The organism is Facivitalis istanbulensis (genome assembly GCF_040560405.1).
Classification (GTDB): domain Bacteria; phylum Pseudomonadota; class Alphaproteobacteria; order Sphingomonadales; family Sphingomonadaceae; genus Sphingomonas; species Sphingomonas istanbulensis.
The window spans coordinates 39,599-56,280 of sequence record NZ_JAVSCQ010000025.1; the positions used below are offsets into that span (position 1 = coordinate 39,599).

A 16,682-nucleotide genomic window follows, 5' to 3' on the forward strand; every position below is an offset into this window, starting at 1 on the left:
GCTCCTCACGCCCCCTCCCCCGCCAGATCGCTGCCGCGCCGGAGCAGATACACGTCCATGATCCAGCCATGCGCGCGCCGCAGTTCGGCGCGGCGCGCGACGATCCGGTCGGCGACCTCGACCAGCCGCCCGCGCTCGGTCGCCTGCTGCGCCATGCCGAGATAGGCGCCCCACCAGATCATCACATCCGGCTGGTCCAGCGTCGTGAACGCGCACGCCCCGTCGAGCATCACCGCCACGCTGTCCACCCCCTCGGGCCAGCCGCCCTCGCGCAGCCGACGCCCGGTCGTGACCATCACCGGCGCACCGACCGCGTTGAACGGGATGGCATGCGCCGCGCAGAGCAGTTGCAGGCTGGTGATCCCCGGCACCACCGTCACCCGTACCGCCCGCTCCGCCGCGATCAGCCGCCGCGCGATACGGATCGTGCTGTCATAGAGCGACGGATCCCCCCAGACGAGCAGCGCCACCCGCCCGCCGCCAGGCAGCCCCCGCGCGATTGCCGCCGCCCAGCATGCGGCGATCGCATCATGCCAGCGCTCGACCGTGTCGAGATAGTCGCCCTCGCCGGCCCGTTCGGGCAGGTCGAACTCCACCACCCGCACGTCCGCGCCCGCCAGCACCTGCGCACAGATGGCGCGGCGCAGGTCGATCAGCTCGGCCTTCTCGGCCTTGCGCGGCAACAGGATCAGGTCGGCGGCACGCATCGCGGCCTCGGCGGCGCGGGTCAGATGGTCGGGATGGCCCGTGCCGATACCGATCAGGTCGAGATGGATCACAGATCCTCCATCAGCGGGCCGTAGAGGATCAGCGCCGCCTTGTCCGACACGCCCTCCGCCAGTTGCGCCGACAGCCCGCCGATCGTCGCGCGGGTCAGCCGCTGGTCGGCACAACCGACATGCTCGGCCATCAGCGCAGGCGTCTCGGGCGACAGGCCTTGCGCGACCAGCGCCTCGGCCAGCGCGGGGAAGGTCCGCTTGGGCATGAACACCACCGTCGTCGCCCCCGCATCGGCGAGCGCGGCCATGTTGCGGTCGGCGGGCAGCGCGCCGGTGATGTCATGGCCGGTCACGAACTGCACCCGCCGCGCCTCGGCTCGCCGGGTCAGCGGCAACCCCGCCGCCGCCGCCGCCGCGCTCGCCGCGCTGACCCCGGGGACGATCTCGAAGGGGATACCCGCCGCCTTGAGTGCGACGATCTCTTCCTCCAGCCGCCCGAAGATGCCGGGATCGCCGGACTTCAGCCGGACCACGCGCCGGCCCGCCTGCGCATGGTCGACCAGCAGCCGGTCGATCTCCGCCTGTTTGGGCGAGGCACGGCCGGCGCGCTTGCCGACCGCGATCAACTCGGCATCGGCGCCCGCATGCGACAGCATCGGCCCGGCGGCAAGGTCGTCGAACAGCACGACATCCGCCTCCGCCAGACAGCGCACCGCCTTCAGCGTCAGCAGTTCGGGATCGCCCGGCCCCGCCCCCACGAGATGCACGAACCCCCTCACCACCAGCGCGCCACCCAGTGGAAGAACGTCCCCGTCACGGCCCCGCGTCGCGATCCAGTCTCCGCCACCGCCTCGCCCTGCGCATCGACGACATGGGCGAGCGGTGCGTCGGGTTGTTCGAGGACGGTGGAATAATGGAATTCATGCCCGCCCAGCACCGCGCCCTCGGGCATGTCCGCAAAGCCGCCCAGCAATGTCGCACGGCGATAGCCCAGATGCATCTTGCGCGTGGCATAGCTGGTCACGAGGCCCAGCAGACCGGCCATGCGGTGCCGCTCTCCGTTCGCGTCGATCAACGCCTCGCCCAGCGCCATATAGCCGCCGCACTCGCCATGCACCGGCCTGGTGGCGGCATGGGCGATCAGCCCCGCGCGGAACCGCCCAGCCGCCGCCAGCCGTCCGGCATGAAGCTCGGGATAGCCGCCGGGCAGCCAGACCAGATCGGCCGCCGGATCGGGCGCTTCGTCGGCCAGCGGGGAGAAGGGCAGGATCTCCGCCCCCGCCCTGCGCCATCCTTCGAGCATATGCGGATAGACGAAGGAAAAGGCCGCATCCTGGGCCAGCGCGATCCGCTGGGCCGGGGGTGTCGGCCATGCGGCCCCCGCCGGATCGGGCGCGGGGCGGGAATAGGCGAGCGCCCGCACCGCCGCCAGGTCGACATGCGCCGCCAGGAACGCCGCGTAGTCGCCGATCAGCCGGTCGAGTTCGGGATGCTCGACCGCCTGCACCAATCCCAGATGCCGTTCCGGCAGGACCAGGTCGCCGCGCCGGGGCAAGGCGCCCAGCACGGGCAGACCGATGGCCTCGAAGCCCAGCCTGGCCAGCCGCTCGTGACGCGGGCTCGCTACCCGGTTGAGGATGACGCCCGCCACCCGCAGATCGGGGTCGTAGCGCGCAAAGCCCAGCGCCGTCGCCGCCGCCGACTGTGCCTGTCCCGATACATCGATGACCAGCACCACCGGCCAGCCCATGCGCCGCGCGGTCTCCGCGCTGCTCCCGATGCCGGTCGCGCCGGGCCGGGCCACGCCGTCGAACAGCCCCATCGACCCTTCGGCCAGGACCAGATCGGCGTCCGCCCCGCGCTGCCCCAGCGTATCGAGCAACGCGGCGGGCATCGCCCATCCGTCGAGGTTGCACGACACGCGCCCGCACGCCGCGCGGTGAAAGGCCGGATCGATATAGTCGGGCCCGCTCTTGAACGGCTGCACCGTCAGGCCCGAATCGCGGAACGCACGGAGCAGCCCCAGCATCACCGTCGTCTTGCCAGTGCCCGAGGCGGGCGCGGCAATCATCAGGCCCGGAGTCAGGGGAAATGTCATGCGCCGGTGCCCGCCGGGCGATAGCGACGGTCATAGCCTTCGGCATAGAGCCGGCTCTCGACGAAATCGCTCTGGTCCAGCACGCGCCCGACGAGAATCAGCGCGGTCCGCTCGGGCCCATCGGCGGCGGCGGCCTCGATCGTCGCAAGCGTCGCGCGGACGATCCGCTGTTCGGGCCAGCTCGCGCGCCAGACGATCGCGACCGGGCAATCGGCCCCATAATGCGGCGTCAGGTCGGCGACCACCCTGGCCAGATTATGGATCGACAGATGGATGGCCAGCGTCGCGCCGGTCGCCGCGAAGGCGGTCAGCGCTTCACCCTCCGGCATCGCGCTCGCGCGGCCCGGCGTCCGGGTCAGCACCACCGACTGGGCGATGCCGGGCAGCGTCAATTCGCTCTCCAGCGCCGCCGCCGCCGCCGCGAAAGCCGGCACGCCCGGCGTCACCGAGACCGGAATCCCCAGCGCGCGCAAGCGCCGCACCTGCTCGCCCATCGCCGACCAGACGGACAGGTCGCCCGAATGGAGCCGCGCCACGTCCTGCCCCCTGGCATGGGCGTCGGCAATCTCGGCGACGATCGCATCCAGCGTCATCGGCGCGGTGTTCACGATCCGTGCGCCGGGCGGGCAATGGTCCAGCACCGCCTCGGGCACGAGCGAACCGGCATAGAGGCAGACGGGACAGGCCGCGATCAGGTCGCGCCCGCGCAGGGTCAGAAGATCGGGCGCGCCGGGTCCGGCGCCGATGAAGTGAACGGTCATTGGTCTTGTCCCTGGGCAATGGCGCAGGTCGCCATGCGATCGGAGGAAATCTGACGGGTAACGAGGATCTGCGCGCCCGGCCCGGCTGCGGCAAGCGCCACCGCCTCGGCCACGCTGCCGACGCCGCGATGCGCCAGGCTGATGAAGGAACGGGTCGGCGTCGCCACCGATTCCAGCAGGGGCGGCGCGACGGGTTGGACGGCCAGCCCCTCAGCATGCGCGAAGTCCGCGATCTGCGGCAGCCGGTCGGCGGGCACCGCGATCCGGTCCGGCCGCACGCCCGTCGCGGCCAGCGCGTCGCGGAACGACTCCGCCGTCGCCGCCGCCCGGCATCCGAACCCTGCGATCACCATGCGACCCGCCACTGCACGATCGGATAATGGGCCTTCCACCCGCGCTTGCGGCCCAACGGCCTCGCCTCGGCCAGTTCGATGCGCAGCAGGTCGCCGCCATGCCGTCCCTGGCATTCCGCAAGGAGCGCTTCCGATTCCAGCGTCACGGCATGGGCCACCAATCGACAGCGGGGCAGCGCGCGCAACGCTTCGACCAGATCAGGCGTGAGCCCGCCGCCGATGAATATCGCATCGGGCGGCGCGCGCCCGGCCAGTTGCGACCGCGCATCCCCCGCGACCAGGTCCAGCCGCCCCGCGCCCAGCCTGTCGGCATTGTCGCGGGCACGGGCCAGCCGCGTGGCATCACGCTCGAACCCGATGGCACGGGTGGTCGGGTCGCTCAGCAGCCATTCGATCGCGATCGACCCCGATCCCGTGCCGATATCCCACAGCATCTCGCCCGGTCGCGGCGCCAGCGCCGACAGCGCCAGCGCGCGGACGGGGCGCTTGGTGATCTGTCCGTCATGATCGAACCAGTCATCGTCCCGCCCGCTCGCGCAGGGCAGGACCCGCCCGTCGCCCACCGGCTCGATCGCCACCGCGACCGGATGCGCGATGTCGGTCGCGTCCAGCGCATCGGCGCGGAACCGCCGTACCCGCTCGCGCGGGCCGCCCAGCGCCTCCAGCACCGTGAGGTCACTCGCGCCGAAATCCTCGGCGACCAGCCATGCGGCAAGGTCCGTCACCGCCGCGCCGTCGCGCATCAGTGCCAGCACCCGCCGCGCCGGGGCCAGAAGCGGCCGCAGCGTCTCCATGGCGCGTGCATGCAGCCCGACGCTGTGGATCGTCTCCACCGGCCAGCCGAGCCGCGCCGCCGCCAGCGACAGGGTGGAAGCGGCCGGATACGCCACCCATTCCCCCGGCTCCAGCGCGCGCGTCACCACCGATCCCGCGCCGAACCAGAAGGGATCGCCCGAAGCGAGCATCACCACCCGCTCCCCCCGCCGGGCGAGCAGCATCGGCACGCCATCGGCAAAGGGCACCGGCCAGGCGATCCGCGCCGCCCCGCCCGTATCGGGCAGCAGCGAGAGGTGACGGCTGGCGCCCATCACGCTATCGGCGTCGCGGATCGCGGCGCGCGCCGGGGCGGTCAGGCCGTCCCAGCCGTCCTCGCCGATGCCCACGATCGTCAGCCACGGCCCGGAGTCAGCCATGCGCCATATCCTTCTGCTCGGCGGCACGACCGAGGCGAGTGCCCTGGCGGCGGCGCTGGCGGCGCGCGGCGAACGCGTGACCTTCAGCTATGCCGGCCGCACCGAGCACCCACGCGACCAGCCGGTCCCGACCCGTATCGGCGGCTTTGGCGGCGTCGAGGGCCTGGCGGATTTCCTGACCCGCGAGGGCGTGACCCATCTGGTCGATGCCACCCATCCCTTCGCCGCGCGGATCAGCGCCAACGCCATCGCCGCGGCGGAGCGGGCAGGCGTCGCGCTGCTGGCGCTGGTCCGCCCCCGCTGGGAGGCCGGGCCCGGTGACCGCTGGGCCCCTGTCGCGGACACGCGCGGCGCGGTCGCGGCGTTGGGCCCGACGCCCATGCGCGTCTTTCTGGCGCTGGGGCGCCAGACGATCGGCGACTTCGCGTCCGCCCCGCACCATGACTATCTGCTCCGCTTCGTCGACGCCGCCCCGGTCCTGGGGCTGCCGCGGCATCATCTGCTGGTGGATCGCGGCCCCTTCACGCCGGAGGGCGAAATCGCCCTGCTGCGCGCGCATCGGGTTCAGGTGATCGTCGCCAAGAATGCGGGCGGATCGGGCGCGCGGGCAAAGCTGGACGCCGCGCGCGCGCTGGACCTGCCGGTCGTGATGATCGACCGTCCCTTCATTCCGCCCCGCCCCGAAGCGGCAAGCGTGGCGCACGTGCTGGACTGGCTGGATCACGGCGTCGTCCGGGGGGTGTAAAGGATCGGCCGGCCCGCATGGGGCACGATCCGCGTCCGGCTGGACCCGATGATGACGATGGTGCGCATATCCGCCATCGCGCCGCGCGCTTCGGGCAGGGGCACGATGCGCAGATCCTCCTGCGGCGTGGAGACCGCGCGCGCGAACAGCACCGGCCGATCGTCGCGGCATACCCCTCGCAACAGCGCGAACGCCGCGTCCAGCGCATCGGGCCGCGCCTTCGACCGGGGATTGTAGAGCGCGATCGCGAAATCCGCCTCCGCCGCCAGCGCCAGCCGTCGTTCGATCAGCGCCTGGGGTTTGAGGTTGTCCGACAGGTTGATCGCGCAGAAATCATGGCCCAGCGGTGCCCCCGCCCGCGCGCTCGCCGCCAGCATGGCCGTGACGCCCGGCAGGACACGAATATCGAGGTCGTGCCAGCGCACGGGATCTTCCTCCACCCGCTCGAAGATCGCTGCCGCCATCGCGAACACGCCGGGATCGCCCGAGGACACCACGACGACCCGGTGCCCGGCGGCGGCCATCTCCAGCGCGTGCAGCGCGCGGGTACGCTCGACCCGGTTGTCGCTGGCGTGGCGGGTCAGGCCCGGCCGTTCCGGCACCCGCGCGACATAGGGGATATAGCCGACGATATCGGTTGCCTGCGCCAGCGCCGCCGACACTTCGGGCGTGACCATGTCGTCCGCGCCCGGCCCCAGCCCCGCGACGATCAGCCAACCGCTCATGGTCGCCGTCCCTCCCCATGGATCAGCGCGATCGAGAAATAGGGAACCGGACCATCCTCCACCTCGGCCAGGCGGCGGACGCGTTCGCCGGCCTGCGCGGCATGTTCGACCAGCCACGCCTGATCCGCCCGCCCTGCCGCCGCGATGGCGCGGCGCAGCTTGGGCAGATGACGGCCGATCTTCATGACGACCAGCGCGTCGGTCTCGGCGATGCGGCGGGCCAATTCCACCTCGGACAGGGTCGCCATCGCGACGGTCAGAACGTCATCGCCCCAGGTGATCGGCGCGCCGCTGGCGGTCCAGGCCCCCGACATACCGGTGATGCCGGGCACGATCGCGACGGGGGCATGGTCCTTCAACCGGCTGTGCAGGTGCATGAACGAGCCGTAGAAGAACGGATCGCCCTCGCACAGCACCACCACGTCCTCGCCCTGGCCGACCAGCGACAGGAGATGCGCGGTGCACTCCGCATAAAAGGCCGACAGGCATTCGTTATAGCGCGGATCGGTGAACAGGATCTCGGTCGTGACCGGATAGTCCATCGGATATTCGACCACATCGGCGCGCAACATGCCCTCGACGATGGTGCGCGCATGGCCGCGCCGCCCGCTTTTACGGAAATAGGCGACATGCCGCGCGCCGCGCACCAGCCGGTCGGCGCGGACACTCATCAGGTCCGCCGCGCCCGGCCCCAGGCCGACGCCGTGGATCGTGCCGCGATCACAGGAGGGCGGGGTCATTCGGCGCGGCTCGCCAGCGCGTTGATCGCCGCGACGGTGATCGCGCTGCCGCCCGGACGCCCCTTCACGATGGCGCAAGGGACCGGCATCGCTTCCCACAGCGCATCCTTCGACTCCATCGCGCCGACGAAGCCGACCGGACAGCCGATGATCGCCGCCGGGCGCGGGCAGTCGGGGTCCTCCAGCATGGTCAGCAGGTGGAACAGCGCGGTCGGCGCATTGCCGATCGCCACCAGCGCCCCCGCCAGATGCGGCCGCCACAGCTCCAGCGCGGCGGCGGAGCGGGTCGTCGCCATCCGCTTGGCCAGATCGGGCACCGCCGGGTCGCGCAGCGTACAGATCACCGGATTGTCGGCGGGCAGGCGCGCGCGCGTGACGCCTTCGCTGACCATATGCGCGTCGCACAGGATCGCCGCCCCCGCCGCCAGCGCCGCCCGCCCGACCACCGCAAAGCCCGGCGAGAACCGGATCGACGGGGCCAGTTCGACCAGCCCGGCGGCATGGATCATCCGCACCGCGACCGGCTCCTCCTCGGCATCGAAGCGGGTCAGCTCTGCCTCGGCGCGGATGATGGCGAAGGACTGGCGATAGATCGCCGCGCCATCGGTTTCGTAGGTGTAGGACATCAACAGGCTCCGAGAAGCGCGACCGCCCGCTCGGGCGACAATCCGGTGTGAAGGGGCGTGGCCCCGGCGCGGGCGTTGCGGGCCAGATCGAAAGCCCCCTCCCGCCCGGTCAGCACCCAGTCCGCCGCCCGTGCCCGTGCGCAGCCCTTCGCGCAACCCGATATGTGCAGGCGACCCTGCACCAGCGGGGCGAGACGCGCCGCCAGATCACGCGTCGCGACGCTCGCCTGCGGACAGGCGGGGGCGCCGACACAGGCATCGACATGCAGGATCGGCGCATCCTCCAGCAGCATCCCGGCGGCGGGGTCGGCGGCGACACCCTCGGCGATCAGCAACCGCCACGGCGTCAGGCGGATCGGTGCGGCATGGCAGCGGACAAAAGCGGCCAGCCCCGCCGCCTCGATCCGGCCGAAGGGCAGGCCATAGACCGCCCCCATCTCCCCCGCACCGGGGCGCAACGGCGCGGCGGCGGGCGCAGGCACGGCATCCCCCGCCGCCCATGTGGGCAACGGCGCGGCATGGCGCGCCATCCGCCCCGCCGCACGCCCGCCGCTGGCGACGAACCAGTGCGCTAGCCGGATCAGCGCCTCCACGGCATCGCCCGGTGTGACGGCAACGCCGCGCGCGCGTCCCTCGGCACGCAGGAGGAGGCCACCGCCCGCCGCCCGCTCGATCCGAAAATCCGCCGGCGCACCCGCCAGCATCGGCGCGGCCCCCGCATCGATCGCCAGCCCGACCTTGCCCGGCAGGTCGGGCAGTTCGTCCAGCCGCGCGCGCAACTCGCTCGCCATGCGGTGCGAATCGTCGCCGTCCCGCCAGTCGGGGTTGATGAGGATCGCCCCCCGCGCCTCGCGCACCGGATCGGGATCGACCAGCCCCAGCGCGCGAAGCTCGGCGACCAGCGCGGGCCAGTTCGCCTCGGTCGCGCCGCGCAGTTGCAGATTGGCGCGGCTGGTCAGGTCGATCAGGCCGCTGCCATGCCGGATCGCCGCCTCGCACAGCCCCAGCATCTGCGCTGCGTCCAGCCGGGCCAGCGGCGGGCGGACGCGCACCAGCAACCCGTCGCCCGCCATCATCGGCCGCCACGCATCGGGGCACCAGCCCTTGACCTCGAAGCCGCTCATACCGCGCCGTCCAGCATGGCGAGGACCGAGTTGCGCCGCGTCCGCCACAGCCCCGCCGCATGGAGCGCGGCGAATCGCGCCTCCATCGCCGCCAGCGCGCCCGGATTAGCCTGCGCCAGAAATGCGCGGACCTCGTCGCGGGCCAGCGTCGCGTCCCAATAAAGGTCGATCAGCGAAGCGGGCACGACATCGGCCAGATGCGCGAAGCTGCCCAGATGGTCGAGCGTCGCGGCGATCTCCGCCGCGCCCCGAAAGCCATGCGCCATCATCCCCGCGATCCAGCGCGGATTGGCGGCACGGGCATGGACGGTGCGCGCGATCTCCTCGGCCAGCGTCCGTGCCTTGGGAGTCGTCGGATCGCGCGTGTCGAGATGATAGAGCGATGCCCCCCCCTCCCCCAGCGCCGCGCGCGCCGCCGCGAAACCGGCCTGATGCGCGGCATAATCGGCGGCGAGCAGCAGGTCGCTTTCGGGCAAGTCATGGACATGGACGAAGGCCTGCGCCCCCGCCACCCGCGCCGCGATCCCCGCCGCATCGCGCCGGTCGCCATCGTCGAGCGCGGTGGCCGACGCCGCCAGCCAGCTTTGCCCGGCCTCGATCCGCGCGGCGTCACCATAACCCGCCTCGGGGTCCAGCCCGATGCCGTAGCGTCCCGGCGCGGGGCCATAGACGCGCGGGGCGGCCTGCCCGACATAGGGGTTCCAGTCCGGCGCCTCGTCGCGCTGGCCGAGCGCGCGCACCGCCTGCCCGAACAGCGCGACCAGATGCGGGAAGGCGTCGCGGAACAGCCCCGATACGCGCAACGTCACATCGACGCGCGGCCGGTCGAAGCGCATCAGCGGCATCACCTCGAACCCCGTCACCTGCTCGGAGCGATGGTCCCACACCGGCTCGACCCCGATCAGGTGCAGGGCCATCGCGAACTCCTCGCCCGCGGTGCGCATCGTCGCCGAACCCCACAGGTCGACGATCAGGGTGCGCAGGTGATCGCCTTCCTCCTGCATATACCGCCGGATCAGTTCCTCGGCCAGCTTGATCCCTTGCGTCTGCGCCGCCCGGCTCGGCACCGCGCGGGGATCGATGGCATAGAGGTTGCGGCCCGTGGGCAGCACGTCGGCGCGCCCTCGATAGGGCGATCCCGACGGTCCCGCCGCGACCCGCCGCCCGTTCAGCCCGGCCAGCAAACCGGCCCGCTCCGCCGCGCCCTGCGCGCCCCGGCCGAAGATGTGCAGCCCCTCGCCGAACTGGCTGTCCTTCACGTCACAGACAAAGGCGTCGATCCGGGCCAGCGGATCGTCCGCCCCCGCCAGCCCCAGCGTCTCGCCCAGCCCGACGCTTTCGGCCTCCTCGGCGACCAGCGCCCGCAGCCGGTCGCGGCGCGCAGGGTCGAGGCCATCGGCATTGGCATATTCGTCGAGCAGCGCCTCCAGCCGCCCCAGCCCCGCACCGCCCTCCGCCCGGACCAGCGCCGGGGGGACATGGCCGATCGTGACGGCTCCCAGCCGCCGCTTCGCCTGCGCCGCCTCGCCCGGATCGTTGACGATGAAGGGATAGAGGACCGGCCAGTCGCGGGTCAGCGCCTCGGGCCAGCAGCTATCGGACAAAGCGACGGCCTTGCCCGGCAGCCACTCCAGCGTGCCATGCGCGCCGACATGGACCAGCGCATCGATCCCCTGCGCGCGCAGCCAGAGATAGAAGGCGACGTAGCTGTGGCGCGGACAACGCGAGAGGTCGTGATACGCCTCCGCCCGCGCTTCGCGCCGTCCGCGTTCGGGTTGTAGCGCAACGATCGCCTTGCCGAGCGCGATGGCGGGAAAATGGAAAGCGTCGCCCTCGACCAGCGGATCGTCCCCGACCGCACCCCAGCTTTCGACGAGATCGGCGCGCAAGGCTTCGGGCAGCGTGGCCAGGGCATCGTGATAGGCGGACAGCGGCCATGCGATCCGGTTGTGGATCAGCACCTCGGGCAGACCGGCCTGTGCCTGCACATCGTACCCCGCCGTGCGCAGATCATCGAGAATCGCCTCCGTCGAGGCAAAGCCGTCCAGCCCCACGGCATGCGCCGCCTGCCAGTCCTTGCCCGGATAGGTGGAGAGCAGGATCGCCAGCCGCCGCTCCCCCGCCGGCGTCGCCGCCAGCTTCGCCCAGCCCGCGACCCGATCGGCAACCGCCGCGATCCGGTCCGGCTCGGCGCGGTGGAGGCGCAGGCCATGGTCGAAATCGGGATCGCGCGGCCCCGCCTGCTTGAAGCTGACCACGCCTGCGAACAGCCGTCCGTCGATCTCGGGCAGCACGACATGCATGGCCAGGTCGGCGGGCGACAAGCCCCGTGCCGCGCCCGCCCAGCCTTCGCGATCGCTGGTGGCCAGGGCGATCTGAAACACCGGCACGCCCGCGCCGTCGAGCGGGGTGGTGTCGTCCTCGCCCTTCGCGGAGAAGGCGGTGGCGTTGACGATGGCAACCGGGGCCAGCGCCTTTACCCAGCGCGCGATCCATGGTCCCGCCCCCTCGGCCTTGAGCGAGGGGACGAACAGCGTGACCGGATCGAATCCCCGCTCGACCAGCGCAGCGTGCAGCGCGGCGATCGGCTCCAGATCGGCGGCAACCAGATAGGCGCGGTAGAAGACGATCAGCACGCGCGGCTGCCCGACCGTCAGCATCGCCGCCGCCGGGCACCCCGGCCCCTCCGCCGACCAGCCGCCAACGGGGGCCACCGACCAGCCGCCGTCCCGCGCGACCGGCGTTGCGGACAATGCGGCCAGCGCCATCGCGGCCGCCTGCGCCCCGCCCGCATCGCAGAGCCGGGTCAGCCGTCGCAGCAGCCCATCGTCCACCGTCGACGCCGCCGCCAGCCGCCGGTCCTCACGCCCGTCCGCCGCCAGCACCGCCAGCGCAATGCCCCGCTCGCGCGCCAGCCGCTCGACTTCGCGCAGGCCATAATCCCAATAGGCCGCGCCGCCGATCAGCCGGATCAGGATCGCCTTCGCATGAACCAGGGTCTGCTCGACATAGGTATCGACCGACAGCGGATGGACCAAGGCTGCCAGATTGGCGAGCCGCAACGACCAGCCGAAGCCGGCCGCCCGCCAGCCCGCGGCAAAGGCGCTCAGGTCGCTGTCGGAAAAGGACAGCACCACCACGTCACCGGGGCGCTGCCCCAGATCCTGCGGAACCGCCTGTTCCTCCAGCCCATGGCTCTCGCGAAAGACGAGATGCACGGCGTCAGCCCTTCAGCACGGCCTCGATCGCAGGCCGGTCGATCCGGTCATGCTCGGCGATGACGACCAGATGGGTGCCGCGCGGCTCGCCCGCGCGCCAGGGACGGTCATAGCTGGTCCGCACCCGGCGACCGACCGCCTGCACCAGCAACCGCATCGGCTTGCCCGCGACCGCCGCATAGCCCTTCACGCGCAGGATGTCCTGCTGCTCGGCCAGCGTCTCGATTCGCGCGGCGAGGGCGTCGGGGCTGTCCACCTCGCCCAGCATCACCGAGATGCTGTCGAAATCGTCATGCTCGTGATCGTCCGCGCCGTCATGGTGCGAGGGGCGCGCGGCGAGGTCGTCCTCGGCGGCGGCCTCCAAGCCTAGCACGATCCCGGCGGAGACGATGCCGTCCACCGCCTCGACCATCGGCAGCGGGCGCGGGGCTTCGGCGGCGATGATCGCGCGCGCCTTGGCGACACCCTCCGGCCCCGCCAGATCGGCCTTGGTCAGCAGGACGAGGTCGGCACAGGCAAGCTGGTCCTCGAACACCTCGGACAGCGGGGTTTCATGGTCGAGGCTGGGATCGGCGGCGCGCTGCGCCTCGACCGCGTCCAGATCGGGGGCGAAGCGGCCCGCCGCCACCGCCTCCGCATCGGCCAGCGCCACCACGCCGTCGACCGTGATGCGCGAGCGGATCGCGGGCCAGTCGAACGCCTTGAGCAGCGGCTTGGGCAGCGCCAGGCCCGATGTCTCGATCAGGATATGATCGGGGCGCGGCTCCATCGCCAGCAGCTTTTCGACCGTCGGGATGAAGTCGTCGGCGACGGTGCAGCAGATGCAGCCATTGGCCAGCTCGACGATATTCTCCGCCGGACAGTCGGGGATCGCGCAGGACTGGAGGATATCGCCATCGACGCCCAGCGTGCCGAACTCGTTGACGACGACGGCGAGGCGACGCCCGCCGGCATTGCGGATCAGATGGCTGATGAGCGTCGTCTTCCCCGCGCCCAGAAAGCCGGTGACGATGGTAACGGGCACCTTGGACAGATCGCGCAAAACAAGTCTCCGACGCGCCGGACGAGCGAGAGCGACATCGGGCGGATCGCCGGTCGGGAAAGCGGACGGGCGCGGTCAAATGCGTCCACCTCATGCCCGGCGACCGATGCGGTCCCGACCGCATGGCTTCGTCGCTCTCCGACGGAGAACCGTGCCCCGGCCACCCCCTGGGCCCAGGCAAGAGCGACCATGACGCCGGCAGGTCTCCTGGCTCGCGGGTCGAAGCGAAAGGATGCGGCCTTCCCGGATCGCTCCAGTGGCTGTCCCTCTTGCTGGGACCGGCATCGCTCGCTCACCGCTTACAGTTGCAGGGACAGCCGGGGATTTCCACCCCATTCCCGTTTCAAAGCCCCAGAGGGCACCGGCGCGATCTTCGCGACCTTTCGGCCGCGATGCGCGGCATTTATCCCGCTCCGCCGGGCTTGGCAATTCGTGCTTCCATCGCCGCGAAGCCACGCCAGCGATACAGGAGGAAGCTCGCGCCCCAGCACAGGACGAACAGGCCGACGATCGCGAAGCCCAGCACGTTGAAATGCTCCGACAGCGCACCGGCATAGCGAAACGGCGCGGCGGTCCAGCCAAAGCGATCGGCGAGCAGCGCGGCGGCCTGAATCCCCCCGATGACCAGCGCGACCAATGCGGAAACCAGCGTGATCGTCATGTTGTAGTAGAGCTTTCGCAGCGGGTGGACGAACGCCCATTCATAGGCGCCCAGCATCACCAGCCCATCGGCGGTGTCGATCAGCGCCATGCCCACGGCAAACAGCACCGGAAAGACCAGGATCGCCCCCAGCGACACGCCGTCCGCCGCATGCGCGCCCGACAGGCCCAGGATCGCCACCTCGGTCGCGGTGTCGAAGCCCAGCCCGAACAGAAAGCCGAGCGGGGCCATGTGCCAGCTCCGCCGGATCAGCCGGAACAGCGGGCGGAACAGCCGCGACAGCGGCCCCTGCCCCGAAAACATCATGGCGGCATCGTCCTCCGCCATCGGCTCGCCCCGCGCGACCCGGCGGAAACGGGTCCAGACGTCGCGCAGGATAATGAGGTTCATGATCGCGATGGCGAACAGGAAGCTGGCCGAGACGATGGTGGCGATCGTGCCCCCGCTCTGCCCGAACGCCTCGAAATCGGCGAGCGTGCTGGCGGCGAGCGCCACCGTCGTTGCCGCGATCAGGACGATCGCCGAATGGCCGATCGCGAACCACAGGCCGACCGCGACCGGCCGCTGGCCGTCCTGCATCAGCTTGCGGGTGACATTGTCGATCGCCGCGATGTGATCGGCATCGACCGCATGGCGAAGGCCCAGGCTGTAGGCGAGCAGCGCGGTGCTGAGCATCAGGCCGTTGTGCGCAAACTGCGTCAAGGCCCAGATCCAGGCGGCAACATTGGCAAGGATCAGCGCCGTCATCAACAGCGCGACCCGGCGCCGGATCGGACGACGCAACCGGGCAGGCCCGGCGAGAGAAGAGGACATGAGGGAAAGACAACCCACAGCGCCGTTGGCGACAGGAGCCGGATCGCCGCACGATGCGGTCGGAGATGCGGACCGGACGGGCGCACGCCGGACAATATCCCCGATAGGATCGGCTCCAGGTGAACGTCGCTCTTTTGATACATTATATCCAAGCCATGGCCATCCCCTGGACCTCGGCATGAGCGACCCGCACCGGCAGGTCTCCTGGCTCGCGGGTCGAATCATGGACGATGCGGCCTTCCCGGATATGCTCCAGTGGCTGTCCCCTGTTGCAGGGACCGGCATCGCGCACTCACCGCTTACAGTTGCAGGGACAGCCGCGGCCTTGGGGGATGGAACACCCCCGCACCGCATTCCCGTTTTAAGGCCCGTCACCGCCTTTGCGACGACCGGACCACCGGCACGAACGCCTCCCCCTGGCTGCAAGCCGGGTTCGACCATCGGGGGATAGTCTGCGGCCAGTCGAGTCGCAAATGGCTTTATTCCGTCCGCCCGGGCGCGGTAACGGTGCCGCATGGCAGATTGGGGCAGGATGGCTTTTCGATGGGCCCGGCGCGTGACACCGCTCGCGGCATGTCTGGTGGCGGCCTGTTCGGGCGGGAACTACCGCCCGGTCAGCGATGTGCCGGTACGGATCGGCAAGCCCTATACCGTGCGCGGAATCACCTATGTCCCGGCCGAGGACACGACCTATGACATGCTCGGCTATGCCAGCTGGTATGGCCATGAGTCGGGCAAGCGCACCGCCAATGGCGAACGCTTCCGCCCCGGCTGGGCGACGGCGGCGCACACCACCCTGCCGCTGCCCAGCTATGTCGAGGTGACCGCGCTGGATACGGGACGCCGGATCATCGTGCGGATCAACGATCGCGGGCCCTTTGCCGGATCGTCGCGAATCATTGACCTGTCGCGCGGTGCCGCCGAACAACTCGGCCTGCGCGCGGTGGGCAAGGCGGCGGTGCGGGTACGCCGGGTGGAACCGGAGGAGAAGGACCGCAAGCGCCTGCGCCACGGCAAGGCCGCCCGCCCCCTGCCCCCGGTGTCGGAAGCCGTGCGGGCGAACCTGTTGTCGCAAATGGCGGCGGCGGGATTGGCGGCCCGCTGATTCGAACACCAAAGCACCGCCACGAGAAAGGCCGGGGATCAGTTTCGCCAGCGCATGAGGCCTGCCCAATATGGTGACCGGCGTGGTTCGACCTGCTGCGCCTTCTCTTTCCCCTGACGGCAATGGGCCCCGGTGTCCGCTGGAATGACGAAAGGGCTCGAACCAGCGTTTCCCGGGACATTCCTGGTCCACGCAGCCAAGCGGTAAACGGCCTCAGATCCTGACTCATAATTCGAGCTTTGCGATGCGTCGTGTCATGCCCCTGATGGAAGCGACAACGAGCCACGCCTCGGACGAGGCAATGGAAGCTTCCCGGGCTTTGGCCAGGCCACGGCATCGGTCGAGCCATGCGATGGTGCGCTCGACCACCCAGCGGCGCGGCCGGCCAACCTTCGCCGTGCGTGCCAGCAGGGGGCGAGTGCGACGGCGGAAAAGAAGATGGCGGAGCGCTTGTACAGGTGGAGCGCCTTCAGGTTCTTCAGGTCGTACTTGTCGACGTAATCGAACCGGAAGCCATCGAGCAGGATGTGGACGACCGTGCCGCTGGCCTGGACGGCGGCAGTCTGGACTTGCCCCGTTTAAATGGAGAGGCATTTGCTCAGCATGACGCGGTTCGTTCGAACTGCGCTGGGCTGATGTAGTCGAGCGCGGAGTGGCGCCGGACCGGATTGTAGAAGCCGTCGATATAGCGGGCAATGGCCTGCTTGGCCTGGGCACGGGTGTAGAAGACGGTTCGCCAGACGAGTTCGGATTTGATGG

16 protein-coding genes, 1 pseudogene and 2 riboswitches are annotated in these 16,682 nt (G+C 70.8%); of the genes and pseudogenes, 2 read left to right on the top strand and 15 right to left on the bottom strand.

The features are described 5' to 3' along the window. Positions 1-5 precede the first annotated feature (5 nt). The 6 genes from cobF to cbiE are packed head-to-tail and all read right to left on the bottom strand — an operon-like array spanning position 6 to position 5,124. A complete protein-coding gene (gene cobF / locus RN629_RS13780) occupies positions 6-779 on the bottom strand; it encodes a precorrin-6A synthase (deacetylating) (RefSeq protein ID WP_407035720.1) in 774 nt (257 codons plus the stop codon). Continuing rightward, positions 776-1,501: a uroporphyrinogen-III C-methyltransferase gene (cobA, locus tag RN629_RS13785; protein WP_407035721.1), complete on the bottom strand. Its 726-nt coding sequence runs from the start codon at positions 1,499-1,501 to the stop codon at positions 776-778. Before cobA ends, cobF begins: the two co-directional genes overlap by 4 nt. Further along, positions 1,495-2,817 (bottom strand): cobyrinate a,c-diamide synthase, encoded by a 1,323-nt coding sequence (locus tag RN629_RS13790; RefSeq protein ID WP_407035722.1) that lies wholly within the window; start codon positions 2,815-2,817, stop codon positions 1,495-1,497. The genes cobA and RN629_RS13790 overlap by 7 nt, the downstream gene beginning before the upstream one ends. Continuing rightward, positions 2,814-3,578 carry a precorrin-4 C(11)-methyltransferase gene (cobM, locus tag RN629_RS13795; protein WP_407035723.1) on the bottom strand — a complete coding sequence of 255 codons (765 nt, stop codon included), beginning with the start codon at positions 3,576-3,578 and terminating at the stop codon, positions 2,814-2,816. Before cobM ends, RN629_RS13790 begins: the two co-directional genes overlap by 4 nt. Further along, positions 3,575-3,931: a cobalamin biosynthesis protein gene (locus tag RN629_RS13800; RefSeq protein ID WP_407035724.1), complete on the bottom strand. Its 357-nt coding sequence runs from the start codon at positions 3,929-3,931 to the stop codon at positions 3,575-3,577. Before RN629_RS13800 ends, cobM begins: the two co-directional genes overlap by 4 nt. Continuing rightward, entirely contained in the window at positions 3,925-5,124 is a 1,200-nt protein-coding gene (gene cbiE, locus RN629_RS13805) for a precorrin-6y C5,15-methyltransferase (decarboxylating) subunit CbiE (RefSeq protein WP_407035725.1), read from the bottom strand. The genes RN629_RS13800 and cbiE overlap by 7 nt, the downstream gene beginning before the upstream one ends. On the opposite strand from cbiE, the gene RN629_RS13810 reads away from it, so the two are divergent. After that, complete coding sequence (locus RN629_RS13810; protein ID WP_407035726.1) at positions 5,123-5,869, top strand: cobalt-precorrin-6A reductase; 747 nt, start codon at positions 5,123-5,125, stop codon at positions 5,867-5,869. The genes cbiE and RN629_RS13810 overlap by 2 nt on opposite strands. On the opposite strand, the gene cobJ is transcribed toward RN629_RS13810, so the two are convergent. From cobJ to RN629_RS13845, 7 genes are all read right to left on the bottom strand, one after another. Next, positions 5,845-6,594: a precorrin-3B C(17)-methyltransferase gene (gene cobJ / locus RN629_RS13815; protein ID WP_407035727.1), complete on the bottom strand. Its 750-nt coding sequence runs from the start codon at positions 6,592-6,594 to the stop codon at positions 5,845-5,847. The genes RN629_RS13810 and cobJ overlap by 25 nt on opposite strands. Next, positions 6,591-7,334, bottom strand: a complete 744-nt coding sequence (gene cobI, locus RN629_RS13820) for a precorrin-2 C(20)-methyltransferase (RefSeq protein ID WP_407035728.1) — start codon at positions 7,332-7,334, stop codon at positions 6,591-6,593. Before cobI ends, cobJ begins: the two co-directional genes overlap by 4 nt. After that, entirely contained in the window at positions 7,331-7,960 is a 630-nt protein-coding gene (locus RN629_RS13825; RefSeq protein ID WP_407035729.1) for a precorrin-8X methylmutase, read from the bottom strand. Before RN629_RS13825 ends, cobI begins: the two co-directional genes overlap by 4 nt. Further along, the gene (locus tag RN629_RS13830; protein ID WP_407035730.1) at positions 7,960-9,084 is read right to left on the bottom strand and encodes a cobalamin biosynthesis protein CobG; all 1,125 of its coding nucleotides are present in this window, start codon (positions 9,082-9,084) and stop codon (positions 7,960-7,962) included. Before RN629_RS13830 ends, RN629_RS13825 begins: the two co-directional genes overlap by 1 nt. Next, positions 9,081-12,302 (bottom strand): cobaltochelatase subunit CobN, encoded by a 3,222-nt coding sequence (gene cobN / locus RN629_RS13835; RefSeq protein WP_407035731.1) that lies wholly within the window; start codon positions 12,300-12,302, stop codon positions 9,081-9,083. The genes RN629_RS13830 and cobN overlap by 4 nt, the downstream gene beginning before the upstream one ends. Before the next feature lie 4 nt (positions 12,303-12,306). Next, positions 12,307-13,344: a cobalamin biosynthesis protein CobW gene (gene cobW, locus RN629_RS13840; RefSeq protein ID WP_407035732.1), complete on the bottom strand. Its 1,038-nt coding sequence runs from the start codon at positions 13,342-13,344 to the stop codon at positions 12,307-12,309. Positions 13,345-13,524: 180 nt separating this feature from the next. Then, a riboswitch (cobalamin riboswitch) is annotated at positions 13,525-13,725 on the bottom strand. A 22-nt stretch (positions 13,726-13,747) separates the two neighbouring features. Continuing rightward, the gene (locus RN629_RS13845) at positions 13,748-14,818 is read right to left on the bottom strand and encodes a HoxN/HupN/NixA family nickel/cobalt transporter (RefSeq protein WP_407035733.1); all 1,071 of its coding nucleotides are present in this window, start codon (positions 14,816-14,818) and stop codon (positions 13,748-13,750) included. Positions 14,819-14,995: 177 nt separating this feature from the next. Beyond that, positions 14,996-15,235: riboswitch (cobalamin riboswitch) on the bottom strand. 115 nt (positions 15,236-15,350) lie between these two features. Between RN629_RS13845 and RN629_RS13850 the strand changes: the two genes are divergently transcribed. Next, positions 15,351-15,923, top strand: coding sequence for a septal ring lytic transglycosylase RlpA family protein (locus RN629_RS13850; RefSeq protein WP_407035734.1), 573 nt, complete (start codon positions 15,351-15,353; stop codon positions 15,921-15,923). 225 nt (positions 15,924-16,148) lie between these two features. Here the strand turns inward: RN629_RS13850 and RN629_RS13855 are convergent. Continuing rightward, positions 16,149-16,304, bottom strand: a pseudogene (locus tag RN629_RS13855) (IS5/IS1182 family transposase); the annotation flags it as partial. 217 nt (positions 16,305-16,521) lie between these two features. Then, positions 16,522-16,682 (bottom strand): IS3 family transposase (locus tag RN629_RS13860; protein WP_407035738.1); only part of this gene is annotated, 161 nt, incomplete at its 5' end.

Bases quoted from the DNA above. Each gene is read 5' to 3' on its own strand.
- RN629_RS13790 (WP_407035722.1), bottom strand. From the start codon at position 2,817: ATGACATTTCCCCTGACTCCGGGCCTGATGATTGCCGCGCCCGCCTCG.
- cobM (WP_407035723.1), bottom strand. From the start codon at position 3,578: ATGACCGTTCACTTCATCGGCGCCGGACCCGGCGCGCCCGATCTTCTG.
- RN629_RS13800 (WP_407035724.1), bottom strand. From the start codon at position 3,931: ATGGTGATCGCAGGGTTCGGATGCCGGGCGGCGGCGACGGCGGAGTCG.
- RN629_RS13810 (WP_407035726.1), top strand. From the start codon at position 5,123: ATGCGCCATATCCTTCTGCTCGGCGGCACGACCGAGGCGAGTGCCCTG.
- cbiE (WP_407035725.1), bottom strand. From the start codon at position 5,124: ATGGCTGACTCCGGGCCGTGGCTGACGATCGTGGGCATCGGCGAGGAC.
- cobJ (WP_407035727.1), bottom strand. From the start codon at position 6,594: ATGAGCGGTTGGCTGATCGTCGCGGGGCTGGGGCCGGGCGCGGACGAC.
- cobI (WP_407035728.1), bottom strand. From the start codon at position 7,334: ATGACCCCGCCCTCCTGTGATCGCGGCACGATCCACGGCGTCGGCCTG.
- RN629_RS13825 (WP_407035729.1), bottom strand. From the start codon at position 7,960: ATGTCCTACACCTACGAAACCGATGGCGCGGCGATCTATCGCCAGTCC.
- RN629_RS13830 (WP_407035730.1), bottom strand. From the start codon at position 9,084: ATGAGCGGCTTCGAGGTCAAGGGCTGGTGCCCCGATGCGTGGCGGCCG.
- RN629_RS13845 (WP_407035733.1), bottom strand. From the start codon at position 14,818: ATGTCCTCTTCTCTCGCCGGGCCTGCCCGGTTGCGTCGTCCGATCCGG.
- RN629_RS13850 (WP_407035734.1), top strand. From the start codon at position 15,351: ATGGCTTTTCGATGGGCCCGGCGCGTGACACCGCTCGCGGCATGTCTG.